Origin of the sequence: Saccharothrix sp. 6-C, from assembly GCF_016695385.1 — a bacterium.
Classification (GTDB): Bacteria; Actinomycetota; Actinomycetes; order Mycobacteriales; family Pseudonocardiaceae; genus Actinosynnema; species Actinosynnema texasense.
On record NZ_CP064192.1, the window covers coordinates 280,191 to 305,458 of the forward strand.

Here is a 25,268-nt window from a genome sequence, read left to right on the forward strand (position 1 = left end):
CTCAGCCTGCTCTCAGCCGCCTCTCACGATGGTTATAAGGGAGCAAGTCAAGCTGACCCCAACGCATGACGAGCAAGACCAACGGGAACACGTCGGGGGAGCCGAGCGTTGACCCGTGCAGCAGGGCAGCCAGCCCAGTGGAGGTGCGTAACCGCCCGATGCCAAAGCAGCCGACCGCCACACCGACCGCGCCCATCGAGGACGCGGACTGGATCGCGCCCTCTTGGGACCAAGTGGTGCGTGAGCACGCCGACCGGGTGTACCGGCTGGCCTACCGCCTGTCCGGCAACCAGCACGACGCCGAGGACCTCACCCAGGAGACGTTCATCCGGGTGTTCCGCTCGCTGGCGTCGTACAAGCCCGGCACGTTCGAGGGCTGGCTGCACCGCATCACCACGAACCTGTTCCTCGACATGGCCCGCCGCCGCTCCCGCGTGCGCATGGAGGCCCTGCCCGAGGAGACCGACCGCATCCCGGGTGACGACCCCACGCCCGAGGAGGTCTACGACGACACGCACCTCGACCCGGAGTTGCAGGCCGCGCTGGACGAGCTGCCGCCCGAGTTCCGCGCCGCCGTCGTCCTGTGCGACGTGGAAGGACTCTCCTACGAGGAGATCGGCGCCACCCTCGGCGTCAAACTCGGTACCGTGAGGAGCAGGATCCACCGGGGCCGCCAGGCCCTGAGGGTCGCACTGGAACGCCGTCGGGGTCTGGCCTTGGAGGACTCTGCATGACCGACCTGCGAGGTTGGCAACTGCCCGAGCAGCACCTGCTGCCCGACGCGGTCGTCGCCTTCGTCGACGGCGAGCTGACGGCCTCGGCGCACAACCGGGCGTCCGCGCACCTCCAGCGCTGCCCGTTCTGCGCGGCCGAGGCGTACTCGCAGCAGCAGGCCCGCTCCGCCGTGCGCGCGGCCGACGCGCCGTGCGCGCCCGCGAGCCTGCTGGCCAGGCTGGGCGCGATCCCGCAGGAAGTGGAGCTGCCCAGCGCGCCGGACGGCCTCGCGGTCTCCGAGGACGGCCAGCTCGTCACGGTCCAGCGGCCCGACCGGGTCGCGTTCGGCGACGGTCCCGTGCTGGGGTCCGGCCGCCCTTTCGGGACCGGCGGCGGTAGCCGCATCGGCACGGGTCTCTTCGGCACCGGCCTGTTCGGGGGCCGACGCGCCCGCCAAGGCGCCGGCGTCGTCGTGTCCGGCCTCATGCTCGGCGCGCTCGCCCTGGTCGCACCGGGCAGCGAGGACACCGCGCCGCCGCCCGCGCAGGGCAACTCCCCGCAGCCCTCGCCCGTGGTCGCGCCGGCGTCGATCGACGACCGCGAACCCGTCGGCGTGCTGCGCCCCGCCGTGAACACCGGCGTCCTGGGCCGCTGACCAGCCCGCTGACGGCAACTTCACCGGTCATCGGTCACGATTGCCCCGCGAGAACCATGGTGTGACGACGTGCGGGGAGCGATGAGCGAGCCAGAGCAGGGCAACGGGACTCCCAGGTCGGGTGTTGACGACGGGGCGCACCGCAGGCTCGCACCCCGTCCGCTGAACCGCCCGGCCGTCGACACCGGTCAGCAAGCCGTGTTCGGCCGCCCGCAGGGCGTGGCGGGCGCCTTCTCCGCCGACCGCCCCGGCCTCAACGGCCACTCGTCCGTCCAGCTCGCGCCGCCGCCACCGGAAGCGCTGTCCACCGCGTTCGGCCGGCCGCGCGGCGACGACGACACCCTCCTGCAACGACCGCCGGTCGACCTGAACGGCGAGCCCGAGGTGGAGCCCGTCTTCTGGGAGGGCAAACCGGCGGGCGACGCGTGGCGCGACCCGGGCGCGTCGGCCGTCATCGGCCCGCCCGCCGTCACCGAGCAGCCCGACACCGGACCCGAGCCGGAACCCCGGCCCGGACCGCAGCTCAGCGTGCCCGAACTGCTGTTCGGGCGGCGGGTCAAGCCGATGGGCCTGGTGCTGCTGATGGTGGCCGCGCTGGTGGTCGGCGCCGGCGGCGGCCTGGTCGGCTGGCTGATGGGCCGCGTCGGAAACCCGCTCACCGACGGCGGCGTCACGCTCGCCGAGGTCAAGCCCGGCAAGGAACGGCCCGTCGGGTCGGTCGCCGACATCGCCCAGCGGGTCACGCCCAGCGTCGTGTCCATCGAGTTCAAGGGCGCCAGCGTGGCCGGCGTCGGCTCCGGCGTGGTCATCGACGGCGAGGGCTACGTGCTGACCAACGACCACGTGGTCGCCCCGGCGGTGCAGGACACGTCGGCGAAGCTGACCGTGGTCTTCACCGACGGCAAGCGGGCCGTGGCGCAGGTCGTCGGCCGCGACTCCAAGACCGACCTCGCGGTGATCAAGGTCGAGGTGGACAACCCGACCGTGCTGCAGTTCGGCGACTCCGACGAGCTGGCGGTGGGCGACACCGTGCTCGCGATCGGCTCGCCGCTGTCGCTGTCGAACACCGTGACCGAGGGCATCGTCAGCGCCCTGCACCGGCCCGTGACGGCGGCGGGCGAGAACGGCGGGCCGCAGGTCACCTACGACGCGATCCAGACCGACGCGGCCATCAACCCCGGCAACTCCGGCGGCGCGCTCGTCGACTCGTCCGGCGCGCTGGTCGGCATCAACTCGTCGATCCGCACCGAGACCGGCGGCTCGGTCGGCCTCGGGTTCGCGATCTCCGGCAACTACGCGCGCAAGGTGTCGCAGGCGCTGATCCGCGACGGCGAGGTCAAGCACGCCGACATGAACATCAACGTGCGGTCGGCCTCGGCGGAGACGGCCGAGGGCGCGCAGGTGCAGAACGTGCCCGACGGCGGCGCGGCCGACGCGGCGGGCATCGAGGAAGGCGACGTGATCACCCGGGTCGGCGACCGGATGGTGCGCAACGCCGCGGAGCTGACCGTCGCGGTGAGGGACCATGAAATCGGCGAGACCGTGCCGGTCGTGCTGGCCAGGCAGGGCCGTGAGCTGACCGTGCAGGTGACTTTGCGGTCCGACTGACGGCTACGCTGGCAGCCAGGGCTTGGGGCGCGGAAGGTGGGGCACGAGGGTGTTCGACAGCATCGGGTGGCTTGAGATCCTCGTCATCGTCGTGGCGGGCCTGTTCATCCTGGGCCCGGAACGACTGCCCGACGCCGCCGCGTGGGTCGGCAAGACCGTCCGCCGCGTCCGCGAGTACGCGACCGGCGCGCGGGAGCAGCTCAAGCAGGAGATGGGGCCCGAGTTCGAGCAGCTGCGCAAGCCCCTCGAAGACCTGCGGGAGCTGCGCAACTTCGACCCCAAGCGCGCGATCACGAAGCACCTGTGGGACGACGACCCGGCCGAGAAGCCGAACGGCCACCCCGCCGTCCCCCCGGCCCGCGACACCACCAGCCGCGAGCGTCCCCTGGAACGCGGCGAGCGCCCCCCGTTCGACCCGGACGCCACCTGACGTCCTGCCTGCCCCGGGCCCGGTCGGCCCGAGCGCGGGCCCGGGATTGTCGTACCCCACCGGTGGACTCACGGCAGGGGTCCCCTTGGCGGGGACCCCTGCCGTGAGTTCGAGGGGGGCCGACCCGGTCAGGAGACGCCCTGGCCGCGCCGGCCGGTCGCGGTGGTGGTCGGGGCGCCGGTGATGGTGAACTGCGAGCCCGGTTCGACGACGACGGCTCCGGCGGCCGAGTTGGTGATGGTCACGTTCGTCAAGGTCGCGCTGCCGCGGGCGCCGCCCATGGCCAGGATGCCCGCTCCGTTGGTGGAGCGGTCGATGCGGACGTTGCTGATGACCACCCCGGGCACGGTGCCGCCGCCCGACTTGAACTGGATGCCGTCGTACGTCGAGTCGTGGATCTCGGTGTCGCGGATCGTCACCCCGGTGATGTCGCGGCTCTGCGCGAACAACGTGATCGCGCCGAACTCCTGCGCCTCGCCCCAGAACGCCCCGCCCGTGCGGAACAGGGCGTTGTTGGCGATCAGGGTCTGACCGGAGAACGGCAACGGGTCGTGGTCGGTCGCCAGCATGATGCCCGGGTAGTTCATGGTGTCGTAGACGAGGTTGTTCTCCACCTTGTTGCCGTGGCCGCCGTAGATCGCGACGCCGTTGGCCCGCCACGGCAACTGGATGGTGTTGTTCACGAACGCGTTGTCGTGCGCGACGTCGACCGCCTGGTCCTTGACGTAGCGGTTCGCCCACACCGCCAGCGAGTCGTCACCGGTGGTGCGGAACGACGAGTCGAAGACCCGCGAGTTGCGGGTGCCGTTGGTGAAGTTGATCCCGTCGGCGTAGGTGTCGCGGATCCTCATGCCGCTGAACTCGACCCCGTCGGCGGGCCCCCACAGCTCGGGGATGTTGTCGTAGTCGCGGCCGACCCACACGCCGACGTTGGCGTGCTCGATCCACACGTTCGTGATCTTCGTCCCGACGCCGAACCGGCCGTTGAGGGCCACCCCGCCCTCGGCGCCGCCCGCGCCGCCGCGGATCCGGCCCGAACCGAAGATCGCGATGTCCGAGATCTTCGTGTTCGCGTCGATGTCGAACCCGAAGTTGCCCTCGTGCGGGTGGTTGATGCTCCCCTGCGCGAGGTGCGGCTCGGTGAGCGTGTAGAGCTGCGAGTGCCACATGCCCGCACCGCGGATCGTCACGTCCCGGATGCCCACCTGGTTGTACTGGCCCCGGTTGAGCGGGTCGTCGGTCAGGACCTTCTTCTCCTGCCGCCACTGCCCGGCCGGGATCCACACGCAGCCGATCACGCCGTTCTGGTCGTCGGTCACGGCGCGCTGGATGGCGTCCGTGTCGTCGCCGCCGTCACCGGGCACGGCGCCGTAGGCGGTGATGGAGGTGCACTCGGCGGGCTGCGACGACGGTGGCGCGACCTGCTCCAGGTCGATCAGGTCGATGACGTAGAACGCCGCCGTGTCACCCGCGTCGCGTTGCAGCTTGAACCGGGTGCCGGCCGGGTAGGTCCGCGCCAGCAGGGCGTTCGCCTCGTCGAACAACCGCCGCGCGTCGGCCTGCGGCGTGTTGGTCAGCCCCTCGGGGTCGTCCGTGGTGCCGTAGAGCCAGCTGTGCTTCGACGACAACGTCAGCTTCCGCGTGAACACGTCGTCGACGTAGAGGCTGATGGTGGCCTCGATGCCGCCGCCGCCGGCCGCGTCCGGGATCGAGTTGCGCACCACGATCGAGTTCGCCGCGGCGGTCGAGGTGAACTCCACGAACTGGCCGGTGCCGGTCAGCCGCACGGACTTGCGGCCGGACGACTCGGTGGCGAAGTTGGTGTGCCCGAACCGCCGCAGCGGGTCGGCCTCCAGCAGGGTGCCCTGGTAGCGGGCCGCTTCCGCCTCGTGCTCGACGTACGGCACGGCCGCGCCGCGCCCGACCACGATCGACCGGGAGAACGCGTTGTTCGTCTCGTCGGTCTCGGTGACGACGTTGGTCGCGTCGGCCGTGGCGGTGATCGTCGCGCCGCCGGCGGTGGCCGTCCAGGTGCCGCCGACCGGGACGCTCACCGTCGCGCCCGCCGCGACGGCCGGGCTCTGCCCGGTGAGGGTGGCGCCGCCGACCGTGACGCGCGTGACGCTGCCCGCCGCGACCGCGGTGGTGCCCCGGTTGTGCACCGACGCGGTGAACGACACGGGCGTGCCGACCGCCGGGTTCGACGGGGTGGACGTGACGCCGGTGACGGTCAGGTCCGGGCCGGGCGCCTGCGACACCACCAGCGGGGACGGCGCGGTGTGCGCGTTGTTGCCGTTGTCCTGCTCGACGACGGTGTCGGTCGGGTCGACCACGGCCCGCACCGGGTAGCTGCCCATCGCCCGCCGGCCCGCGTTCACCGACACCGCGGCCGACGCGCCGGCGGCGAGCCCGGCGACCGGCGCGCTGCCGACGACCGTGCCGCCGAGGCTGAAGTCGACCGAGGTCGCGCCCGAGGCGGCCGAGCCGGTGTTGCGGACCGTTGCCGACAGCGTGACGGCGTCGACCTCCGACGGGGTGGCCGGCGTCCACGTCACCGACGCGACGGTCAGGTCCGGGTTCGGCGCGGGCGTGCCGACGACCTGGAGCTCGGCCACCTGCCCGCCCGGCGCGCCGGTGTTGCCGGAGAACTCCAGCCGCACGTCCGCCGCCCGCCCGCCGACCGGCACCGTCACGGTGTTCTGGTTCCCGGTCGGGCTGAACGCGTGGTCGGCGCGGGCCGCCAGCGACGTGAAACCGGTCGCGCCCTGCTCCCGGCCGAGCACCTGGAAGCTCTGCGTCCGCGGCCCCCACGCCGGGTCGGGGTTGAGCTTGACCACGACCGAGGTCACGTCGGCGTTCGCGCCGAGCTTCACGGTCAGCGTGGCCGACTGCCCGCCCGCCTCCCAGTACGTGGCGAGGTTGCCGTCGTTGGCGTTGGCGGCGACGAAGCCGAACGTCGACGACGACGCCTCGATCGGCTTGCCGGCCGCAAGGTTCGTGCCGCCGCCGCCCTGCCCGACGCGCGTCACCGCGTTGCTGTCGGCGGACACGTTGCCCGCCGCGTCCCGCGCCCGCACCGTGTAGGTCACGGTGGCGGTGGCCGGTTGGCTGTCGGTGTAGGTGAGCGTGGTGCCCGACACGGTGGCGCGCGCCGCGCCGTTGGCGTAGACGGTGTAGCCGGTCACGCCCGTGTCGTCGGTGGACGCCGTCCACGCCAGCCGGATCTGCCCGGCGGCGGGCTGGGTGAAGGAGAGGGAGCCCGGCGCGGTCGGCGCCCGGCCGTCGCCGGTGGTGGCGCCGTAGACCTCGAACGCCGAGACCTGGGCGGCGGGCCAGCCGGTGTTGCCGGTGACGCGCAGCCGCACGTGCCGGGCGTCGCGGGCGGTGAAGTCGATGGTGGCGGTGTTGCCGCTCGCCGGGGCGAACAGCCGCGCGGCGGACGGCGAGAGGTCGGTGAACGACGTGCCGTCGGTGCTGCCCTGGACGGCGAGCGCCTGCGTGCGCTCGCCCCAGCCGGTCGGCAGCTTCAGCACGACCCGGCTCACGCCGAAGGTCGCGCCGAGGTCGACCTGGAGCCACTGCGGGAACGCGTTGTTGGCGCTCTCCCAGTAGGAGGCCTGGTTGCCGTCGGTGGTGTTGGCCGCCGGGTAGCCGGCCTGCGAGCTGCTCGCCGAGGTGGGCTTGCCCGCGGCCAGGTCGACCGCGGCGGCCCGCACGGGGTCGGGCGCCGCTGAGGCGGGGGAAAGGCCGAGCGCGGTCAAGCCGACCGCGAGGATGCCGCCGATCAGTCGCCGGCTGCGCTGCTTCCGTGTCATCGGTGTCCTCTTCGTTGGGGACGACGGTGCGCTGTCGGCAGACTGCGGCGGAGCGCCTGCCGCTAAGTTGCGATTCGATATGAAGATTTTGAGCTTGGATTGTCAACTTCTTGCGAGGTTGCGTACAAAGGTTTCAGACGAGCGGCGGTTCGTCAACGGCCGACCGGACGCGGGCAGCACGAAACAGGGGCCCCCGGATCGGGAGCCCCTGCCTCGGGATCAGGACGTCAGCGGCCGGCGGGGGTGACGTTCAGCAGCCGGCCGGCCAGCCCGCGCGAGCGGGTCGACAGCTTCTTCGCCACGGCCGTCAGCACCTGGCCGGGCGCCGACTCGGGGTGCGCCAGCACGATCGGCGTGCCCGAGTCGCCCTGCTCGCGGACCCGCGGGTCGAGCGGCACCTGGCCCAGCAGCGGCACGTCCGCGCCCACGGCCTGGGTCAGCGAGTCGGCCACGACCTGCCCGCCGCCCGTGCCGAACACGTCCATCCGGGTGCCGTCCGGCAGCTCCAGCCACGACATGTTCTCGATCACGCCCGCGATCCGCTGCCGCGTCTGCAACGCGATCGACCCGGCCCGCTCCGCCACCTCGGCCGCCGCCTGCTGCGGCGTGGTCACGACCAGGATCTCGGCGTTCGGCACGAGCTGCGCCACCGAGATGGCGATGTCGCCGGTGCCCGGCGGCAGGTCGAGCAGCAGCACGTCCAGGTCGCCCCAGAACACGTCGGCCAGGAACTGCTGCAACGCCCGGTGCAGCATGGGGCCCCGCCACACGACCGGGGTGTTGCCCGACGTGAACATGCCGATCGAGATGAGCTTCACGCCGTGCGACTGCGGCGGCATGATCATCTTCTCGACCTGGGTGGGTCGGGCGTCCGTGCCCAGCATCCGCGGGATGGAGTGGCCGTAGATGTCGGCGTCCACCACGCCGACGGACAGCCCGCGCGCGGCCATCGCGACGGCCAGGTTCACCGTCACCGACGACTTGCCGACCCCGCCCTTGCCCGACGCGACGCAGTACACCCGGGTCAGCGAACCGGGCTGCGCGAACGGGATCACCGGCTCCTCGACGCCGCCGCGCAGCGTCTTGCGCAGCTCCGTGCGCTGCGCGTCGCTCATCACGTCCAGCTCGACGCGGACACCGGTCACGCCGTCGAGCGCGGACACGGCGGCGGTCACGTCGGCGGTGATCTTGTCGCGCAGCGGGCAGCCGGAAACGGTCAGGAAGACCGCCACGTCCACGACCCCGTCGTCACCGACCACGACGTCCTTGACCATGCCGAGGTCGGTGATCGGACGCCGGATCTCCGGGTCCTGGACACCGGCCAACGCCTTCTGCACGTCGTCAACGGTAGGAAGAGTCACGGGAACGCCTTCGGGAGAGGTGGTGGGACCGCCATGCTACGGCGGGCCGTGCACCTCCAAGCTACCGGTTGGTCACCCCCGTTCCGGGGGCAGCGCGCAGCCGGTCGCGTGCTTTCCGTAACATTGGTATCCGTGCCGGAAACCGGATCTGCCCGGTTGCCCACCCGTACCGAGCTGGGGGTGTGGCGATCCTTCCTCCGGGCGCACGCGAGGCTCACCCGGATCCTGGAATCCGAACTGATCGCCGAGCAACGCTTGTCGCTCGCGGCCTACGACGTCCTGGTCCAGCTCGCCGAGGCGCCGCAGCACCGACTGCGGATGACCGAGCTGGCCGACGCCGTGCTGCTGTCGCGCTCCGGCGTCACCAGGCTGGTCGACCGCCTGGAACGCGCGGGCCTGGTGCTGCGGGAACGCGCGGACGGCGACGGCCGCGGCGTGGTGGCGGTGCTCACCTCGCAGGGCCTGGAACGGCTGCGCGTGGCCTCCGGCACGCACCTCGCGGGCGTGGCGCGGCACTTCGCGGAGACGTTCGGCCACGCGGAGCTGGAGGCGTTCGGCCACACGTGCGACCGGCTGGGCGCCGACGAGCCCTGACGCTCACGACGACGGCACGTCGTCCTTGACCTCCCTGAGGCCCGGCAGGTCCTTGCCGTCCTTCGGCTCCTTCGCGTCCTTCGGCTCCTTCGCCGCGTCCTTGCCGTCCTTGCCGTCTTTGGCGGGCCGCTTGCGCTCGCGGAACACGCGTTCCAGCTCGCTGCGCAGGTAGTCGCGGGTCGCCACCTCGCCGACGGCGATGCGCAGCGCGGCCAGCTCCCGGGCCAGGTACTCGGTGTCGGCCTTGGTCTGCGCGGCGCGGGCCCGGTCCTCCTCCAGCGACACCCGGTCCCGGTCGTCCTGCCGGTTCTGCGCCAGCAGGATCAGCGGCGCGGCGTACGCGGCCTGCGTCGAGAACGCCAGGTTGAGCAGGATGAACGGGTACGGGTCCCAGCGCAGCGCCACCGCGAACAGGTTCAGCAGGATCCACACGAGCACCAGCAGCGTCTGCCCGAACAGGAACTTGCCGGTGCCGAGGAACCGGGCGAGCCGCTCGGAGAACCGGCCGAACGCCTCCGGGTCCAGCGACAGCCGGAACCGGCCCTCCGTGCGCGGCTGGTCGAGCCGTCGACGCGGCAGCAGCTCAGGCATGGGACAGCCCCGTTTCGCGCCAGTTGGCCGGCAGCAGGTGGTCGAGCACGTCGTCCACGGTGATCGCGCCGAGCAGGTGGTCGCTCTCGTCCACCACCGGCCCGCACACCAGGTTGTAGGCGGCGAAGTAGCGGGTCACGTCACCGAGCGACGCGGTCGGCGCCAACGTCGCCAGGTCCGTGTCCAGCACGCCCGCGACCAGGTCGGACGGGGGCTCGCGCAGCAACCGCTGGATGTGCACGCAGCCCAGGTAGCGGCCGGTCGGCGTGGCCGTCGGCGCCCGGCACACGAACACCATGCTGGCCAGCGCGGGCGTCAGGTCCGGGTTGCGCACGTGCGCCAGCGCCTCGGCCACGGTCGCGTCCGGCGCGAGCACCACCGGTTCCGGCGTCATCAGGCCGCCCGCGGTGTCGAAGCTGTACTCCAGCAGCCGCCTCACCGGCTCGGACTCCTCCGGCTCCATCAGCTCCAGCAGCCGGTCCTTCTCGCCCTCGGGCAGCTCCGACAGCAGGTCGGCCGCGTCGTCGGGGTCCATGGCCTCCAGGATGTCCGCGGCGCGCTCGTCGTCCAGGTAGGCCAGCAGGTCCTTCTGGTCCTCCTCGGCCATCTCCTCGATCACGTCGGCGAGCCGTTCGTCGTCCAACGCCTCGGCCACCTCGTAGCGCCGCTTGAACGGCAGGCTGTGCAGGGCCAGCGCCACGTCCGCCGCGCGCATCGTCTCGAAGATCGCCACCAGGTGCTGCGCGCCCTGCGGCTGCCCGGCCAGCTCGGTCACCGACAGGCCGGTCAGGTCCTCCCAGTGCAGCACCTGCACCGGCCCGCGCCGGGCCAGCCGGCCCGTGCGCTCCCGGACCGCGACCCGGGTCATCCGCCAGTCCCGGGTGCGGCTGGGTTCCATCGCGGCGTCGACCAGCACCGCCGCCGCGCCGGAGGCGAGCGTGACGCGCGCGTCGAGCAGCTCGCCGACGACCAGCACCTCGTTGGCGCGCTGGTGGAACTGGCGCAGGTTGACCGACCCGGTGGCGAGCGTCACGGCGTTCGGCTCGATCGAGTTGACCCGCAGCATCGGCACGAAGATGCGCCGCCGCGTCGCCAGCTCCAGCACCAGGCCGAGCACGCGGGGCGGCTGGCGGTCCACCCGCAGGCCGATGACCAGGTCGCGGACCTTGCCGATCGACTCGCCGTCCGGTCCGAAGACGGGCAACCCGGCGAGCTGAGCGGCGAAGACCCGGTTCACGGCAGGCACGTGATCAGGCTAGTCCGCCGGGTCCTCCGCCGCTGCGTTCCACTGTGGACCTAGGGGCGGAACGCGCGGCTGATCGCCTCGACCGCGACGGCCATCCCGTCCCACCCGCCCTCCAGGCACCACAGCCAGGTGTCGACGGCGCGGCAGAACGTCCAGGCGCGGGCCCGCCCGCCGTCGAGCTCGCCGATGTCGCACAGCGCGGCGAACCGGTCGCGCAGGCCGCGGTCGCCGGCCAGCTCGCCGAACCTGTTCCACAGCAACGGGATCATGCCGAACTCGCGGTCGCCGGCCAGCGGTTTCGGGTCGATCATCAGCCACGGCTCGCGGTCGCCGCGCAGCACGTTCTCGTAGTGCAGGTCCTGGTTGACCAGCGTGTTCCCGGCCGTCCCGGCGAGGTCGCGCCCCAGCTCGCGGGCCTGCTCGACCAGCGCGGCCGGCAGCGGGCCGCCCAGCGCGGCGTTCTCCGCGACCAGGTCGGGGAACTCGTGGCGGCGCAGCCCGGGACCGGCCGGGACGCGCAGCCGGCGCAGCAACCCGCCGGTGACCGCCAGCGCCTCCTCGATCGGCGCGTCGAGCAGCGACCGGGTGTGGTCGAGGCGTTCCAGCAGCAGCGCGCCGTCCCGGTCGTCGTGGTCGAGCAGCGCCACCACGCCCTGGCCGTCCCACGCCCGCAACGCCGCCGGCTCCTGCCGGGTCTCGTCGTCCAGCCAGGTGAGCTTGAGCACGGCCGGGTGGCCGTCGGCGCGGCGCACCGGCAGGACGACGGCGACGTTGCCGTGGAGCAGGTCGCCGTCCGGGGTGAGGCGCCAGCGCGCGCAGCACTTCGTGGCCAGCGCGGGCAGCGCGGCCCGCCACTCCCGCGCCTGGTCGCCGAGGATCGCGCCGAAACCGTCCGGGACGGTGATCACGCGGGCTCCAGGCGGTAGACGTCGTCCCAGTCCGGGCGGCCGTTGAGGCGGGCGGCTCTCAACGCCTGCGCGGAGTCGTCGTCCAGGTCGGCGCGCCGGGCCGTGGCCCGTGCGTCGACCAGGTGGGAGTGGGTGGTGGGGGAGCGGACGGTGACCGTGCACGCGACGCCGTCCGCCAGGCCCGGCACCTGCTGCTCCGTGCCGCCGACGGCCACCAGGACGGCCCCGTCGCGCCACAGCGCCCACACCAGTCGCGGCTCGTGGCCGTCCGGTCGGATCCACACCGCGGCGGCCTTGCGCAGCGCGTTGTCCAGCACCTGCTCGATCTCCACCGGTTCAGCCTGCCACGCGCCTGTGAGCCGTGACTCACGAAATAGCGGGCGGTATGCGGGCGTGCCACCCTTCGACCCACAGTAGTTACCGGCCGGTACGAGGAGGTACCCCCAGTGGTCGACCAGCAGCGCCCCCGTCGCTCGTGCCTGGCCGTGCCCGGCTCGAGCCAGAAGATGATCGACAAGGCTCGCACGCTGCCCGCGGACCAGGTGTTCCTCGACCTGGAGGACGCGTGCGCGCCGCTGGCCAAGCCGGGTGCGCGCAAGACCATCGTGGCCTCGTTGAACGAGGGCGACTGGGGTTCCCGCACGCGGGTGGTCCGGGTGAACGACTGGACCACCGAGTGGACCTACCGCGACGTCACCGAGGTCGTCGAGGGCGCGGGCGCGAACCTCGACTGCGTCATGCTGCCCAAGGTGCAGACCGCGCAGCAGGTGCACGCCCTGGACCTGCTGCTCACCCAGATCGAGAAGACGATGGGCTACGAGGTCGGGCGGATCGGCATCGAGGCGCAGATCGAGAACGCGCGCGGCCTGATCGACGTCAACGCCATCGCCACCGCGTCGCCGCGGGTGGAGACGATCATCTTCGGCCCGGCCGACTTCATGGCGTCGATCAACATGAAGTCGCTGGTCGTCGGCGAGCAGCCGCCCGGCTACGACGTGGGCGACGCCTACCACTACATCCTGATGCAGATCCTGATGGCCGCCCGCGCGCACGACAAGCAGGCCATCGACGGCCCCTACCTGCAGATCCGGGACGTCGACGGCTTCCGCCGGGTGGCCGGCCGCTCCGCCGCGCTCGGGTTCGACGGCAAGTGGGTCCTGCACCCGGGCCAGATCGACGCGGCCAACGAGGTGTACAGCCCGAAGCAGGAGGACTACGACCACGCCGAGAACATCCTCGACGCGTACGACTACTTCACCTCCGAGCGGGGCGGCAAGCGGGGCGCGGTGATGCTCGGCGACGAGATGATCGACGAGGCGTCGCGCAAGATGGCGCTGGTCATCTCGTCCAAGGGCCGCGCCGCGGGCATGTCGCGCACGAACATGTGGTCGCCGCCGGAGGACTGATCCGCCACCCGTTCGCCGTCGGCCGCGGTCGTGGAGTGGGGGCGGACCGGTGGGATCGGTGCTTACGGTGCGGCGGGGTGGACCGCTAGCATCGTCGCCGATGATCACGCGTCCGCTCCTCTCGCGCCCGGCGGTCGGTCACGACGCGGCGCCTCCGGCGGGCCTGACGGGGCGGCAGGTGCGATTACGCGCCGTCGTCCCCGCGGACCGCCACACGTTGACCGGTTTCGACCGCGCCGCCGCGCGCGGCGGCTCCCCGCGGGTCGGCGGGTACCGGCACTGGGCGGCGCACCGGGCGGTCGACGCCGGGGGTGGCGTCCAGTTCGCGATCGAGACGCTGCACAGCCGGATCCTGGTCGGCTCGCTGTGGACCGGCCAGGCCGACCCGCGCTCCGACCGGTTCAGCTACGGCATCGGGATCGGCCCGCAGCACCGGCGCTGCGGCTACGCCGCCGACGCCATCACCACGCTCCTCGCGTTCATGTTCGACGAGCGCGGCTACGGCGAGTGCGAGGTCGGCGTGCACGCCGGCAACACCGCCTCGCTGACCCTGCACGGCGCGCTCGGCTTCCGGGAGGAGGACCGCCCGCGCGACACCGAGCTGCCGCGCGGGTGGGTCGACCACGTGGTGCGGATGAGCATCACCGCGTACGAGTTCGCCCAGCTCCAACCGACCCTCGTCGCGGCGCGCCCCAGCCGGGGACGGCACTGGCGTCCCCGGCGGGGGAGGCACTGGCAGGTCCGGCTCTGACGGGTCCGGCGCCGACCGTGACCGCCGTGACCGCCGTGACCCGGAGTCACGGCGGCGTGGCGGGCTGTCGACCCCGGCGGTGAGCATGCCCACAACCAGCGGCGCCGAGTGGCGATCATGGTGGGCCGCGTGTGCATGGTGGTGGGCGTGTCCAGACATCGCACGCCGCGCAGGCGGCTGTTCCAGCGCCGCCACGACGACCTGGTCGAGCGCAGCTTCCGGCCGTGCCCCGCCTGCTCGCACGACGTCCACGTGTTCGCCGACGTGTGCCGCCACTGCGGTGGCGAGCTGGAGCTGCGCGCCTCCTGATCAGCGCGGCGCGGGCAGGTTCCCGGCCTCGCGGTACAGCCACACCACCAGCACGATCCACAGCACCGCGGCCAGCACCCACAGCACGGTGAGCACCACGCCGATGATCAGGCCGGCGGTCGCCATGCCCCAGCCCTGCTCACCGGTCCGCCGGATCTGCTTGCGCGCCACGATGCCCAGCACGATGCCCGCCGGCGAGAACAGGAACGCCGTGATCAGCGCCGCGATCGCCATCCCGTTCGTCTGCGCGGTCGGCGGCGGGTAGTAGCCCGGCTGCGGTCGGTACGGCTGCGACATGCGGATCCCCCTGCGAATCGTGCGGGCGCACAGGCTAACCCGCTGTTTCGGTTCAGCGCGTGGCGATGAGCACTCTCGTGACGCGAACGGGCGTTAACCGGTCCATACTCGCCGGTAACCCGTGAGCTACGAAGGGAACCGCGATGGCGCGCCTGGCCCGGACCGCAGGACTGACCGACGTCCAGGAGGAGATCCTGTCGACGGTCCGCACCTTCGTGGACAAGGAGATCATCCCGCACGCCCAGGCGCTGGAGCACGGCGACACGTACCCGGCCGACATCGTCGAGGGCATGAAGGAGATGGGCCTGTTCGGGCTCACCATCCCGGAGGAGTTCGGCGGGCTCGGCGAGTCGCTGCTGACCTACGCCCTGGTCGTGGAGCAGATCGCGCGCGGCTGGATGTCCGTCTCCGGTGTGATCAACACGCACTTCATCGTGGCGCACATGCTCAAGCAGCACGGCACGCCCGAGCAGCAGCAGAAGTACCTGCCCCGGATGGCGACCGGCGAGGTGCGCGGCTCGTTCTCCATGTCCGAGCCGGAGCTGGGCTCGGACGTGGCGGCGATCCGCACGCGGGCCGTGCGCGACGGCGACGACTTCGTGGTCAACGGCCAGAAGATGTGGCTGACCAACGGCGGCACGTCCAACCTGACCGCCGTGCTGGTGAAGACCGACGAGGGCGAGGAGAAGGCGCACCGGAACCTGACCACGTTCCTGGTGGAGAAGCCCGAGGGCTACGGCGAGGTCGCGCCCGGCCTCACCATCCCCGGCAAGATCGACAAGATGGGCTACAAGGGCGTCGACACGACCGAGATGGTCTTCGACGGCTTCCGGCTCCCGGCGGAGCAGGTGCTCGGCGGCCGGACCGGCCGCGGGTTCCGGCACATGATGGACGGCGTCGAGGTCGGCCGGGTGAACGTGGCGGCGCGGGCGTGCGGCATCGCGCTGCGGTCGTTCGAGCTGGCCATCGAGTACGCGCAGCAGCGCAAGACGTTCGGCAAGCCGATCGCCGAGCACCAGGCCATCGCGTTCAAGCTGGCCGAGATGGCGACCAAGGTCGAAGCCGCCCACCTGATGATGGTGAACGCGGCGCGGCTGAAGGACTCGGGCGCGCGCAACGACGTCGAGGCCGGCATGGCCAAGCTCATCGCGTCCGAGTACTGCGCCGAGGTGACCCAGGAGGCGTTCCGCATCCACGGCGGCTACGGCTACTCCAAGGAGTACGAGATCGAGCGGCTGATGCGCGAGGCGCCGTTCCTGCTCATCGGCGAGGGGACGAGCGAGATCCAGAAGACCATCATCAGCCGGGGCCTGCTGCGCGACTACCAGTCGCGCGGCTGACCTCCCGGCGTGTCCTGCGCCGGGCCGGGGTCCGGCGAGGTCCTCCGTGATCGGCGGGCGGGCACCGTTCCGCTCACCGGCGAGGACCTGGGCGGGATCCGGTGGACCGTCACCAGCCGGGCCTGCCGCGCGCCCCCGGTCGCGTGGCCGGCTGCGGGACGGGTTGTCCACAGGCCGGGGCCGGGGTGCCGCGCATCGTCGGTCCCGGCCGGCAGAATCAAGAACAGGGGTCCCCTGGTCGGGGGACCCCCGCGGCGCGTGCGGGACCATCGGGGCCTCCGCGCCAGGTCACGTTTCACACCCTTCCCGGCGACCTGTTTCGCGCCGCCCGCCCACTGTTGGCAGGATGGGGAGATCAGCACCGCGAAGAGGTGGTCACCGTGACGAGTTCCTTCTCCGGCCAGAACCGACCCGGGGTGCCTCCCCGCCTGCCCACCCCGCCCACCGGTTGGCCCATCGGCTCGTACGGCACCTACGAGGAGGCCCAGCGCGCCGTCGACTTCCTCGCCGACGACGACTTCCCCGTCCAGGAGGTCACGATCGTGGGTGTCGACCTCATGCTCGTCGAACGGGTGACCGGTCGCCTCACCTGGGGCCGGGTGCTCGGCACGGGCGCGGCGTCGGGGGCTTGGTTCGGGTTGTTCGTCGGCGTCCTGCTCAGCCTGTTCAACACCAGCCCCGGCGCCAGCCTCGGGCCCATCGTGGCCGGTCTGGGGGTCGGCGTCGCCTTCGGCCTGATCTTCGCCGCGGTCGGGTACGGGTCGGCCCGCGGCAAGCGCGACTTCCAGAGCGCCAGCCAGCTCGTGGCGGGCCGCTACGACGTGCTCTGCCAGCCCCGTTCCGCCGAACGCGGCCGTGACCTGCTCGCCAAGCTCGCCATGCGCCCCTCCGACGCGGGCAAGGCCGGCAAGGACTGAGGTTTGCCGCACCACCGGATCGGGTAACGCCGTTCCGGGCTCCGGTGGTTGCGGCACCTGATCACCGGGCCTACGTTCGTTCCACCGTTCGGCCCAGCCGGCGGTGGGGCACGACGGGGTGCCGGGCGTCGCGGTCTGGCTCCTCCGCTGTCGGGAGAGGAGGCAGGACCGATGAGGGGCAAGGGTCATCGGTTGGCCGCCGCAGGGAGCGCCGCGCTGATCGCGTCGTCCGTGCTGGCGGGCTGTGGTTCGGGTGACGGCGGGATCACCATCAACGTCTACAAGTACCCGCAGCAGAACTTCCAGAAGATCGTCGACAACTGCAACGAGCGCGCCGACGGGTACGAGATCGTCTACCACAAGCTGCCGCGCGAAGCGGACGGCCAGCGCGAGCAGATGGTCCGCCGGCTGGCCGCCGGGGACGACGACATGGACGTGCTGGCCCTCGACGTCACGTGGACCGCCGAGCTGGCCGAGGCCGGCTGGATCAGGGAGTTCACCGGCTCGACGAAGGCCCAGGTCGAGGACGGCACGCTGGAGACGCCGCTGGAGACCGCCCGCTACGAGGGCAGGCTGTACGGCGCGCCGGACAACACGAACGTCCAGCTCCTCTGGTACCGGGGCGACCTCGTGCCCACGCCGCCGACCACGTGGTCCGAGATGATCGAGATGGGCACGCGGCTCGAAGAGGACGGCAACGACAAGACCCCCGGCCGGGTCGCCGCCCAGGGCAAGCAGTACGAGGGCCTCGTCGTCCTCTACAACACCCTGGTCAACACCGCCGGCGGGCAGATACTGGACGACGGCGGCAGCAAGGCGGTCATCGACGACGGCGCGGTCGAGGCGCTCGAGGTGCTCAAGCAGTTCGCCACCTCCAAGGTGGTCGACCCGTCGTTCTCCAACGCCGCCGAGGACGACGCCCGCCTCGCCATGGAGACCGGCAAGGCCGCGTTCCAGCTGAACTGGCCCTACGTCTACGCCGCCGCCCAGGCCGTGCCCGACCTCGCCCCGAACCTCAAGTGGGCGCCCTTCCCGTCGATCGACGGCGGACCGGCCAAGGTGACCGTCGGCGGCATCAACTACGGGGTCAGCGCCTTCTCCCGGCACCCCGACGAGTCGTTCGACGCCGTCACGTGCCTGCGCAGCGCGGAGCACCAGAAGTTCGCCGCCATCAACGACGGCGTGCCGCCCACCATCGAGTCCGTCTACGACGACCCGGAGATGGCCAAGCCGTACCCCATGAAGGAAGCGATCCTGGAGACGCTGAAGAACGCGAGCGTCCGCCCGCGCACCCCCGCCTACCAGAACGTCTCGACGGTCATCTCCACGGTCCTCTCGCCGCCCGCCGACATCGACCCGCGGCCCACGGCCGACCGGCTGCGCGCCGAGCTCCAGGACGCGCTCGACTCGAAGGGGGTGCTGCCGTGAGCCACGCGTTGGACGCCGAACCGGGCGCCACCGGTCCGGGCCCCGCCGAACCGGAGCCGTCGTCCCGGGCCAAGGCCGCGCTCAGCGAGGGCAAGAAGGCCGAACGGCGGCTCGGCCTGCTGCTGTGCGCGCCCGCGATCCTCATCATGGCCGCCGTGGCGGGCTGGCCGATCATCTACTCCGTCTGGCTGTCGTTGCAGCGCTACGACCTGAAGTTCCCGGACCGCACCGAGTTCGTCGGCCTGGACAACTACGTCACCGTGCTCACCAACCCCTATTGGTGGAACGCCATGTGGGTGACGATCCTCATCACGGTGGTGTCCGTGGCGGTGGAGCTGGTGCTCGGCATGGCGCTGGCGCTGATCATGCACCGGACCCTGGTCGGCCGGGGCATCGTGCGCACGTCCACGCTCATCCCGTACGGCATCGTCACGGTCGTGGCCGCGTTCTCCTGGCGCTACGCCTGGACGCCCGGCACCGGCTACCTGGCCCAGACGATCGCCGGCGGCGAGCCGGTGCTCACCCAGAAGATCCCGGCGATCATGGTCGTGACGCTGGCCGAGATCTGGAAGACCACGCCGTTCATGGCCCTGCTGCTGATGGCGGGCCTGGCCCTGGTGCCGGACGACCTGCTCAAGGCCGCCGCGATGGACGGCGCGAGCGCGTGGCAGCGGTTCACCAAGGTCATGGTGCCGGTGATGAAGCCGGCGATCCTGGTGGCGCTGCTGTTCCGCACGCTCGACGCGTTCCGCATCTTCGACAACCTGTTCGTGCTCACGGCGGGCTCGCAGGGCACGTCGTCGGTGTCGATGCTGACCTACAACAACCTGATCAAGGGCCTGAACCTGGGCATCGGCTCGACCATGTCGGTGCTGATCTTCGTCGCGGTGGCGATCATCGCGTTCGTGTTCGTGAAGCTGTTCGGCACCGCCGCGCCCGGCGGCGACGGCGGGGGGAGGCGCTGATGGCGGGCATCGGCGGGGCCGTGACCACGAGCCGCAAGGCGCGCTGGACCGTCCTCAACGTCCTGGTGGTGGCGTACGCGCTGTTCCCGGTGCTGTGGATCGTGTCGTTGTCGTTCAAGACCAAGGAGACCCTGGGCGACGGCAACTTCATCCCGCGCGCCTGGACGTTCGACAACTACAAGGCGATCTTCTCCACCACGGAGTTCGTCCGCGCGCTGGTGAACTCGATCGGCATCGCGCTGATCGCCACGGCCATCGCGGTCGTGTTCGGCACGATGGCCGCCTACGCCATCGCCCGGCTCGACTTCCCCGGCAAGCGGCTGCTGGTCGGGGTGTCGCTGCTGATCGCGATGTTCCCGCAGATCTCGCTGGTCTCGCCGCTGTTCGAGATCGAGCGGGCGCTCGGGCTGTTCGACACCTGGCCCGGCCTGATCCTGCCCTACATCACCTTCGCGCTGCCGCTGGCGATCTACACGCTGTCGGCGTTCTTCCGCGAGATCCCGTGGGAGCTGGAGAAGGCGGCGAAGATGGACGGCGCCACGCCCGGTCAGGCGTTCCGCCGGGTCATCGCGCCGCTGGCCGCGCCCGGCGTGTTCACCACCGCGATCCTGGTGTTCATCTTCTGCTGGAACGACTTCCTGTTCGCGATCTCGCTGACCTCCACCGAGCGCTCGCGCACGGTGCCGGTCGCGCTGTCGTTCTTCACCGGCGGTTCGCAGTTCGAGGACCCGACCGGGTCGATCGCCGCCGCCGCCGTGGTGATCACCGTCCCGATCATCCTGTTCGTGTTGTTCTTCCAGCGTCGGATCGTCGCCGGGTTGACCTCCGGCGCCGTCAAGGGGTGAAGCAATGGCCGAGATCGTCCTGGACAGCGTGACCAAGCAGTACCCCGACGGTGCGGTGGCCGTGCGGGACGTGGACCTCGAGATCGCCGACGGCGAGTTCATCATCCTGGTCGGCCCGTCCGGCTGCGGGAAGTCCACGACCCTGAACATGATCGCGGGCCTGGAGGACATCACGTCCGGCGAGCTGCGCATCGGCGGCGAACGGGTCAACGAGCGCGCGCCCAAGGACCGCGACATCGCGATGGTGTTCCAGTCCTACGCGCTCTACCCGCACATGACGGTGAAGGAGAACATGGCCTTCCCGCTGCGGCTGGCCAAGGTGGACGACGCCACCGTGGAGAAGAAGGTCCGCGACGCGGCCGCGATCCTGGACCTGACCCACCACCTGGACCGCAAGCCGTCCAACCTGTCCGGCGGGCAGCGGCAGCGGGTCGCGATGGGGCGGGCGATCGTGCGCAGCCCCAAGGCGTTCCTGATGGACGAGCCGCTGTCGAACCTCGACGCCAAGCTGCGCGTGCAGATGCGCACGTCGGTGTCACGGCTGCAGAAGCAGCTCGGCACCACCACCGTGTACGTCACGCACGACCAGACCGAGGCGATGACCCTCGGCGACCGGGTCGTGGTGATGCGCGGCGGCGCGGTGCAGCAGGTCGGCGCGCCGCAGTTCCTCTACGACAACCCGGCCAACCTGTTCGTCGCCGGGTTCATCGGCTCGCCCGCGATGAACTTCGTGCCCGCGGCGCTGGAGGACGGCGTGCTGCGGTCGCCGCTGGGCGACGTGCCGCTCACCGACCGGGTGCGCGGGCTGCTGGAGAACGCCGACGCGCCCCGTGAAGTGATCATGGGGTTGCGGCCCGAGCACTTCGAGGACGCCCGACTGGTGGACGACGCCGTTCGCTCGAAGGGGGTCACGTTCACCAACCACGTGGACGTGCTGGAGTCGATGGGCTCGGACAAGTTCGCCTACTTCAGCGTCCAGGGTGAACAGGCGACCTCGGCGGAGTTGGCCGAGCTCGCCGCCGACGCGGGCTCGGCCGACGTGCCCGGCGGCGGCGTGTCGCTGGTCGCCCGGATCGCCGCGACGTCCACCGCGGTGGAGGGCGAGCCGGCCGACATCTGGTTCGACGCCGACCAGGTGCAGCTGTTCGACCCGGGCACCGGCCGCAACCTCACCTACCGCGGCTGAGCCGCCACGCCGTCCCCCGTCGCGCGAACCGCGCGGCGGGGGTGGCCTTTCACAGTTCCCGATGAAGCCCAACGGGAGGTTTCCGGAGGTCACGGGAAGGTGCCGACCAGTCCGGACCATCGGCAGGAACGAACTCCGTAGGCCATTCAGCGCAGCAAACCCACACCTCGTCGCACGTGTGGCGCTGCGGCTGCCGGCGATCCCCACGCTGGGCGGAGGCGGAAACGACTCCGGCCGTTTAGGGCCGGGGCAGGGGAGTCCGCCGAGCACAGAGAAGAGCGCGAGATGGGGATTCTTGACGGCAAAGCAGTGGTGATCACCGGGGCGGGACGGGGTCTGGGCGAGGCCTACGCGATGCACGCCGCGCAGGCCGGCGCCGCGGTCGTGGTCAACGACGTGGACGGTGACCAGGCCGAACAGGTGGCCGAGCACATCCGGGCGTACGGCGGGCGCGCGGTGGCGAGCACGGCGACGGTGGCCGATCCCAGCGAGGCCGAGAAGATCGTGGGAATGTGCCTGACCGAGTTCGGCCGGGTCGACGGCCTGGTCAACAACGCCGGGCTCAACTACGAGGCACTGCCGTGGGAGGACGAGCCGGAATCCATCCGGCGGATCGTCGAGGTCAACCTCCTGGGCGTCATGTACACGGGAATGGCCGCGATGCGCGTGATGCGCGAGCAGGGCCACGGCTCGATCGTGAACATTTCGTCGGGCGCGTTCCTCGGCCAGCGCAAACTCGGCGCCTACTCGGCCACCAAAGGCGCGGTGGCCTCGCTCAGCGCGTCGTGGGCGCTCGACCTGGAAGGGGACAACATCCGGGTCAACGCCGTCTGCCCGGTCGCCCACACCCGGATGGTGTGGAAGTCGGAGCGCTCGCTGCGGGCCATCCCCGCCGACCGCACCCCCGGCAAGGTCGCGCCGCTGGTGCTGTTCCTGCTCAGCGACGCGGCCGACGGCATCACGGGCCAGATCGTCCGGTGCAACGGCAGGCAGCTGCACCTCGTCGGCCACCCGTACTTCAAGCAGCCGATCCTGGAGAGCGACACCTGGGACACCGCGTCGGTGAAGCGGGCGTTCGACGGCGTCCTGCAAGCCCACCTGGAACCGTTCGGCCTGGAGAAGCGCATGCCGCCGCGGCTGCGCGAGCTGGTCGAGCCCGGCCGCACGGCCTGAGGTCGAGCGGGGGAGTGCCGTCCGGCGCTTCCCCCGCTTCGAAGCGCGGGACCGGCGTGTTTCACCTGTTTGCCGCCGCGCTGAATCGGATCCGCCCGGCTGGTCACACCTTCGGGTGATCGCCTGACAGGTGGACCTTGCTGCGACGATGCTGGACATGGGCACGCGCGCTCCCCGGGTCACGGACTGGCGGCTGGTGGTGCAGTCGCGGTTGGACCGCGTGCGGGCCGACCTCGCCGCGCTCGGACCCGTGGATCCGCTCGACCAGGAGAGCGCGCAGTGGCGCGGGGTGGCGGAGCAGGAGGCCGCCGTCGTCGAGGACATGGTCACGCGGGCCGAGTCGCGGTGGCGGACGGTGGCGTCGTGGTGGTCCGGGTGGCACATCGAGCGGGCCTGGCGGTCGCTGCACGAGGCCGAGATCGCGGTGGTGGCGGCGGACAGCGGGTTCCTCGGGCGGCTGCCCGGCCTGAAGGCCCGGGTCGCGGAGAACCTCGACGAGCACGACCCGCGGCGCATCGCGCTGGAGGAGCTGCGGCCCGGCGAGTTCCCCCTCGCGGTGGAGCGGGAGATCGTGGTGGACGCGCTGCGGGCCGCCTTCGACGCCTCCGACTTCGCCCACGCCGGGTCGCGGGCGCTGCGCAACAAGCTGATCGCCACGTCCGTGGTGCTCTTCCTGGTGAACACCGCGCTCGGCGTGATCGGGCTGACCGAGCCCGGTCTGGTGCCGATGTGCGTCAGCGCGGAGAAGCTGCCGACGGTGTGCCCGTCGGGCAAGTCGGCGGCCGGCGCGGACGTGTGGCTGATCCAGCTGTTCGGCGCGTTCGGCGCGGTGCTCTCGGCCGTCGTCCTGCTGCTGCGCCGCCGACCCAGCCTCTCGCCGTACGTGATGGTCGGCTACCAGGCCATGATCAAGGTCCTGCTGGGCGCGGCGCTCGCGGTGGTCGGCATCCTGGCCCTGGGCGCGGGCGTGACGACCGGTCTCATCGGCGTGGCGTCCCAGGCCGCCCTGCTGCTGTGGGCCGTCATCCTCGGCTACGGCCAGCAGGTCGCGACCCGGCTGCTCGACAGCTACACGGACCGGGTGATGGACCAGGCCCGGCCGCTGCCCAGGCTCGAAGGCCAGCGATGACCCCGGGGCTCACGGCGACAGCCTGCCCACCGCGAGCCGCGATCCCGCGGCGCCGGCGGCGGCTCACCGGCGCGACCGCAGGGTCGAGATGACGTCGGCGTCCCACCGGTGCGTGCGGATCAGCCGGTACCGCTCCGCCGCCACCCACAGGTACGCCTCGGTCTCCGTGCGGTCGCCCACCAGGTCCGCCTGCCGCAGCATCTCCACCACCGGCTGGTACTCCTCGGCGTACCAGCGCGCGGCGACCGCGGCCCGGTCCAGGAACACGCCCTCGTCCTGCATCAGCCGGAACCCCCACGCCTCCACGTGCTCGCCCAGCTCCGCGTACTCCCACGGGTCCGACAGCAGCACCGCCGCCCGCGCCTGCCCGTCCAACGGCGCCCGCTCCAGGAACAGCCGCCGGTAGTCCTTCACGATCAGGTCGCCCCGGTGCCGGATGCCGTGCGCCGGGATCCGCGTCACGACCTCCGTCACGTACGCGTCGATCACCTCCAGCCCCAGCGCGTGCGCCACCGACACCCGGTGGTGCCCGTCCTGCACGAAGTGCAGGTCGCCCACCCGGTACACCTCGATCGGCGGCACCGCCTCGCCCCGCCGCTGCGCCAGCGCCAGCCGCTGCCACCGCTCGCGCACCCGGGCCGACGTCGGCCGGAACCGGCGGTCGAAGTCGCGGGTCCGGTCCACGCTGCCGACGATCGAGTCCAGCCGGACCACCCGCAGCCCCAGCCGCCGCTCGCCGAGCATCCCCAGCGCCTCCACCACCTCGTGGAACGGCAGCATGATGTTCACGTCGTCGGGCTCGCGGCGCAGCCACGCCGCCAACCGCGACATCACCTGGCGGCGGCGGGCGCGCAGGAAGTCGTGCTCCGCGTCCGCCCGCGGGAAACCGGTGTCACGGGGCACGGTCGACTCCTCCTCGGGTCACGGGGACGTCCAGCACCCGGTAGCCCACGACGTTCACCACGCGGGTCGAGCCGAGCGCCCGGTCCGGCTTCGCCCGGCCGTGCGGGTGGATGTGCCCGTGCAGCAGCAGCGGTGGCCGCAACCGCCGCACGGCCTCGTGCAGGCACGCGAAGCCCCGGTGGGGCGGGTCCGGCTCGTCGCCGCAGCCCAGCGGCGGCGAGTGGGTGAGCAGCAGGTCCACCCCGCGCCCGTCGCGCCACCGCCGCCACCGGGCCGCCCGCAGCACCCCGCGCAGCCGCCGCGCCTGCTGCCGCTCGGTCCACTGGTTCGGCCCGCCGCTGTACCGGACGGACCCGCCCAGCCCGGCGATCCGCAGCCCCGCGACGTCCACCACCCGCCCGTCGGCGTTCACCGCGCCCGCGGGACCCGGCCAGCGCGCCGGCAGGCCCGCCTTCGTCCACAGGCCGCGCACGTCGGCGTAGCCGGTCAGGTCCACGTCGTGGTTGCCCGGCACGAACACGCACGGCCGGTCCAACGCCCCGGCCAGGAACTCCAGGTAGTCGAACGGCAGGTCGCCGGCCGCCACGACGAGGTCGACGTCGTGGCGGCGCACCCGGTCGGTCCACAACGCCTCGACCACCTCGTCGGCCACCGCGAGCACCCTCGGCACCCACCGAGCCTAAGCGCTGCCGCGGTC

Annotated in this window: 25 protein-coding genes; 16 read left to right on the forward strand and 9 right to left on the reverse strand. The window is 72.0% G+C overall.

Going from position 1 to position 25,268, the window contains the following annotated elements:
- The first annotated feature begins 158 nt into the window (after positions 1 to 158).
- From sigE to tatB, 4 genes are all read left to right on the forward strand, one after another.
- Positions 159 to 734 carry an RNA polymerase sigma factor SigE gene (gene sigE / locus IOD16_RS01355; protein ID WP_201438579.1) on the forward strand — a complete coding sequence of 192 codons (576 nt, stop codon included), beginning with the start codon at positions 159 to 161 and terminating at the stop codon, positions 732 to 734.
- Positions 731 to 1,369, forward strand: coding sequence for an anti-sigma factor family protein (locus IOD16_RS01360; RefSeq protein WP_123744047.1), 639 nt, complete (start codon positions 731 to 733; stop codon positions 1,367 to 1,369). The genes sigE and IOD16_RS01360 overlap by 4 nt, the downstream gene beginning before the upstream one ends.
- Before the next feature lie 81 nt (positions 1,370 to 1,450).
- On the forward strand, positions 1,451 to 2,977 hold the full coding sequence (locus IOD16_RS01365; protein ID WP_201438580.1) for a S1C family serine protease: 1,527 nt from the start codon (positions 1,451 to 1,453) through the stop codon (positions 2,975 to 2,977).
- A 49-nt stretch (positions 2,978 to 3,026) separates the two neighbouring features.
- Positions 3,027 to 3,407, forward strand: a complete 381-nt coding sequence (gene tatB, locus IOD16_RS01370; protein WP_201438581.1) for a Sec-independent protein translocase protein TatB — start codon at positions 3,027 to 3,029, stop codon at positions 3,405 to 3,407.
- Between the two features lie 128 nt (positions 3,408 to 3,535).
- Here the strand turns inward: tatB and IOD16_RS01375 are convergent, their stop codons facing one another.
- Positions 3,536 to 7,222 (reverse strand): CARDB domain-containing protein, encoded by a 3,687-nt coding sequence (locus IOD16_RS01375; protein WP_201438582.1) that lies wholly within the window; start codon positions 7,220 to 7,222, stop codon positions 3,536 to 3,538.
- Positions 7,223 to 7,449: 227 nt separating this feature from the next.
- Positions 7,450 to 8,583, reverse strand: a complete 1,134-nt coding sequence (locus IOD16_RS01380; RefSeq protein WP_123744043.1) for an Mrp/NBP35 family ATP-binding protein — start codon at positions 8,581 to 8,583, stop codon at positions 7,450 to 7,452.
- A gap of 132 nt (positions 8,584 to 8,715) precedes the next feature.
- Here IOD16_RS01380 and IOD16_RS01385 point away from each other — a divergent pair, with 132 nt between their 5' ends.
- Complete coding sequence (locus IOD16_RS01385; RefSeq protein ID WP_425471212.1) at positions 8,716 to 9,177, forward strand: MarR family winged helix-turn-helix transcriptional regulator; 462 nt, start codon at positions 8,716 to 8,718, stop codon at positions 9,175 to 9,177.
- Positions 9,178 to 9,180: 3 nt separating this feature from the next.
- Here IOD16_RS01385 and IOD16_RS01390 read toward each other — a convergent pair whose 3' ends face one another.
- From IOD16_RS01390 to IOD16_RS01405, 4 genes are read right to left on the reverse strand one after another with little or no spacing between them, the layout of a single operon-like run.
- The gene (locus IOD16_RS01390; RefSeq protein ID WP_201438583.1) at positions 9,181 to 9,768 is read right to left on the reverse strand and encodes a DUF1003 domain-containing protein; all 588 of its coding nucleotides are present in this window, start codon (positions 9,766 to 9,768) and stop codon (positions 9,181 to 9,183) included.
- Positions 9,761 to 11,014 (reverse strand): magnesium transporter MgtE N-terminal domain-containing protein, encoded by a 1,254-nt coding sequence (locus IOD16_RS01395; RefSeq protein ID WP_123744040.1) that lies wholly within the window; start codon positions 11,012 to 11,014, stop codon positions 9,761 to 9,763. Before IOD16_RS01395 ends, IOD16_RS01390 begins: the two co-directional genes overlap by 8 nt.
- A gap of 50 nt (positions 11,015 to 11,064) precedes the next feature.
- The gene (locus IOD16_RS01400) at positions 11,065 to 11,922 is read right to left on the reverse strand and encodes an aminoglycoside phosphotransferase family protein (RefSeq protein ID WP_201438584.1); all 858 of its coding nucleotides are present in this window, start codon (positions 11,920 to 11,922) and stop codon (positions 11,065 to 11,067) included.
- Positions 11,919 to 12,254, reverse strand: coding sequence for a hypothetical protein (locus IOD16_RS01405; protein ID WP_236594678.1), 336 nt, complete (start codon positions 12,252 to 12,254; stop codon positions 11,919 to 11,921). Before IOD16_RS01405 ends, IOD16_RS01400 begins: the two co-directional genes overlap by 4 nt.
- A gap of 114 nt (positions 12,255 to 12,368) precedes the next feature.
- Between IOD16_RS01405 and IOD16_RS01410 the strand changes: the two genes are divergently transcribed.
- The 3 genes from IOD16_RS01410 (at position 12,369) to IOD16_RS01420 (ending at position 14,388) form a co-directional block, all read left to right on the forward strand.
- On the forward strand, positions 12,369 to 13,328 hold the full coding sequence (locus IOD16_RS01410) for an HpcH/HpaI aldolase/citrate lyase family protein (protein WP_201438585.1): 960 nt from the start codon (positions 12,369 to 12,371) through the stop codon (positions 13,326 to 13,328).
- A gap of 178 nt (positions 13,329 to 13,506) precedes the next feature.
- Positions 13,507 to 14,079, forward strand: a complete 573-nt coding sequence (locus IOD16_RS01415; protein WP_236595104.1) for a GNAT family N-acetyltransferase — start codon at positions 13,507 to 13,509, stop codon at positions 14,077 to 14,079.
- 108 nt (positions 14,080 to 14,187) lie between these two features.
- Positions 14,188 to 14,388 (forward strand): hypothetical protein, encoded by a 201-nt coding sequence (locus tag IOD16_RS01420; RefSeq protein WP_123744037.1) that lies wholly within the window; start codon positions 14,188 to 14,190, stop codon positions 14,386 to 14,388.
- Here IOD16_RS01420 and IOD16_RS01425 read toward each other — a convergent pair whose 3' ends face one another.
- Positions 14,389 to 14,685: a DUF4190 domain-containing protein gene (locus IOD16_RS01425; protein ID WP_123744036.1), complete on the reverse strand. Its 297-nt coding sequence runs from the start codon at positions 14,683 to 14,685 to the stop codon at positions 14,389 to 14,391.
- A 143-nt stretch (positions 14,686 to 14,828) separates the two neighbouring features.
- On the opposite strand from IOD16_RS01425, the gene IOD16_RS01430 reads away from it, so the two are divergent.
- From IOD16_RS01430 to IOD16_RS01465, 8 genes are all read left to right on the forward strand, one after another.
- Complete coding sequence (locus IOD16_RS01430; RefSeq protein WP_201438587.1) at positions 14,829 to 16,025, forward strand: acyl-CoA dehydrogenase family protein; 1,197 nt, start codon at positions 14,829 to 14,831, stop codon at positions 16,023 to 16,025.
- Between the two features lie 371 nt (positions 16,026 to 16,396).
- A complete protein-coding gene (locus tag IOD16_RS01435; RefSeq protein ID WP_201438588.1) occupies positions 16,397 to 16,942 on the forward strand; it encodes a general stress protein in 546 nt (181 codons plus the stop codon).
- Positions 16,943 to 17,113: 171 nt separating this feature from the next.
- On the forward strand, positions 17,114 to 18,370 hold the full coding sequence (locus tag IOD16_RS01440) for an ABC transporter substrate-binding protein (RefSeq protein WP_201438589.1): 1,257 nt from the start codon (positions 17,114 to 17,116) through the stop codon (positions 18,368 to 18,370).
- 8 nt (positions 18,371 to 18,378) lie between these two features.
- Positions 18,379 to 19,335 carry a carbohydrate ABC transporter permease gene (locus IOD16_RS01445; RefSeq protein WP_328809482.1) on the forward strand — a complete coding sequence of 319 codons (957 nt, stop codon included), beginning with the start codon at positions 18,379 to 18,381 and terminating at the stop codon, positions 19,333 to 19,335.
- A complete protein-coding gene (locus IOD16_RS01450) occupies positions 19,335 to 20,180 on the forward strand; it encodes a carbohydrate ABC transporter permease (protein WP_201438590.1) in 846 nt (281 codons plus the stop codon). The genes IOD16_RS01445 and IOD16_RS01450 overlap by 1 nt, the downstream gene beginning before the upstream one ends.
- 4 nt (positions 20,181 to 20,184) lie before the next feature.
- Positions 20,185 to 21,366 carry an ABC transporter ATP-binding protein gene (locus tag IOD16_RS01455; RefSeq protein WP_201438591.1) on the forward strand — a complete coding sequence of 394 codons (1,182 nt, stop codon included), beginning with the start codon at positions 20,185 to 20,187 and terminating at the stop codon, positions 21,364 to 21,366.
- 285 nt (positions 21,367 to 21,651) lie between these two features.
- Positions 21,652 to 22,539, forward strand: coding sequence for an SDR family NAD(P)-dependent oxidoreductase (locus IOD16_RS01460; protein WP_201438592.1), 888 nt, complete (start codon positions 21,652 to 21,654; stop codon positions 22,537 to 22,539).
- 157 nt (positions 22,540 to 22,696) lie between these two features.
- Positions 22,697 to 23,668, forward strand: coding sequence for a hypothetical protein (locus tag IOD16_RS01465; RefSeq protein ID WP_170184863.1), 972 nt, complete (start codon positions 22,697 to 22,699; stop codon positions 23,666 to 23,668).
- Between the two features lie 63 nt (positions 23,669 to 23,731).
- On the opposite strand, the gene IOD16_RS01470 is transcribed toward IOD16_RS01465, so the two are convergent.
- Both IOD16_RS01470 and IOD16_RS01475 read right to left on the reverse strand, forming a co-directional pair.
- Positions 23,732 to 24,571, reverse strand: a complete 840-nt coding sequence (locus IOD16_RS01470; protein ID WP_123744027.1) for a chromosome partitioning protein ParB — start codon at positions 24,569 to 24,571, stop codon at positions 23,732 to 23,734.
- Entirely contained in the window at positions 24,561 to 25,241 is a 681-nt protein-coding gene (locus tag IOD16_RS01475; protein ID WP_201438593.1) for a metallophosphoesterase family protein, read from the reverse strand. The genes IOD16_RS01470 and IOD16_RS01475 overlap by 11 nt, the downstream gene beginning before the upstream one ends.
- Positions 25,242 to 25,268: the final 27 nt, after the last annotated feature.

Bases quoted from the DNA above. Each gene is read 5' to 3' on its own strand.
- IOD16_RS01425 (WP_123744036.1), bottom strand. From the start codon at position 14,685: ATGTCGCAGCCGTACCGACCGCAGCCGGGCTACTACCCGCCGCCGACC.
- IOD16_RS01455 (WP_201438591.1), top strand. From the start codon at position 20,185: ATGGCCGAGATCGTCCTGGACAGCGTGACCAAGCAGTACCCCGACGGT.
- IOD16_RS01360 (WP_123744047.1), top strand. From the start codon at position 731: ATGACCGACCTGCGAGGTTGGCAACTGCCCGAGCAGCACCTGCTGCCC.
- IOD16_RS01440 (WP_201438589.1), top strand. From the start codon at position 17,114: ATGAGGGGCAAGGGTCATCGGTTGGCCGCCGCAGGGAGCGCCGCGCTG.
- IOD16_RS01465 (WP_170184863.1), top strand. From the start codon at position 22,697: ATGGGCACGCGCGCTCCCCGGGTCACGGACTGGCGGCTGGTGGTGCAG.
- IOD16_RS01460 (WP_201438592.1), top strand. From the start codon at position 21,652: ATGGGGATTCTTGACGGCAAAGCAGTGGTGATCACCGGGGCGGGACGG.
- IOD16_RS01390 (WP_201438583.1), bottom strand. From the start codon at position 9,768: ATGCCTGAGCTGCTGCCGCGTCGACGGCTCGACCAGCCGCGCACGGAG.
- IOD16_RS01450 (WP_201438590.1), top strand. From the start codon at position 19,335: ATGGCGGGCATCGGCGGGGCCGTGACCACGAGCCGCAAGGCGCGCTGG.
- sigE (WP_201438579.1), top strand. From the start codon at position 159: ATGCCAAAGCAGCCGACCGCCACACCGACCGCGCCCATCGAGGACGCG.
- IOD16_RS01365 (WP_201438580.1), top strand. From the start codon at position 1,451: ATGAGCGAGCCAGAGCAGGGCAACGGGACTCCCAGGTCGGGTGTTGAC.
- IOD16_RS01375 (WP_201438582.1), bottom strand. From the start codon at position 7,222: ATGACACGGAAGCAGCGCAGCCGGCGACTGATCGGCGGCATCCTCGCG.
- IOD16_RS01430 (WP_201438587.1), top strand. From the start codon at position 14,829: ATGGCGCGCCTGGCCCGGACCGCAGGACTGACCGACGTCCAGGAGGAG.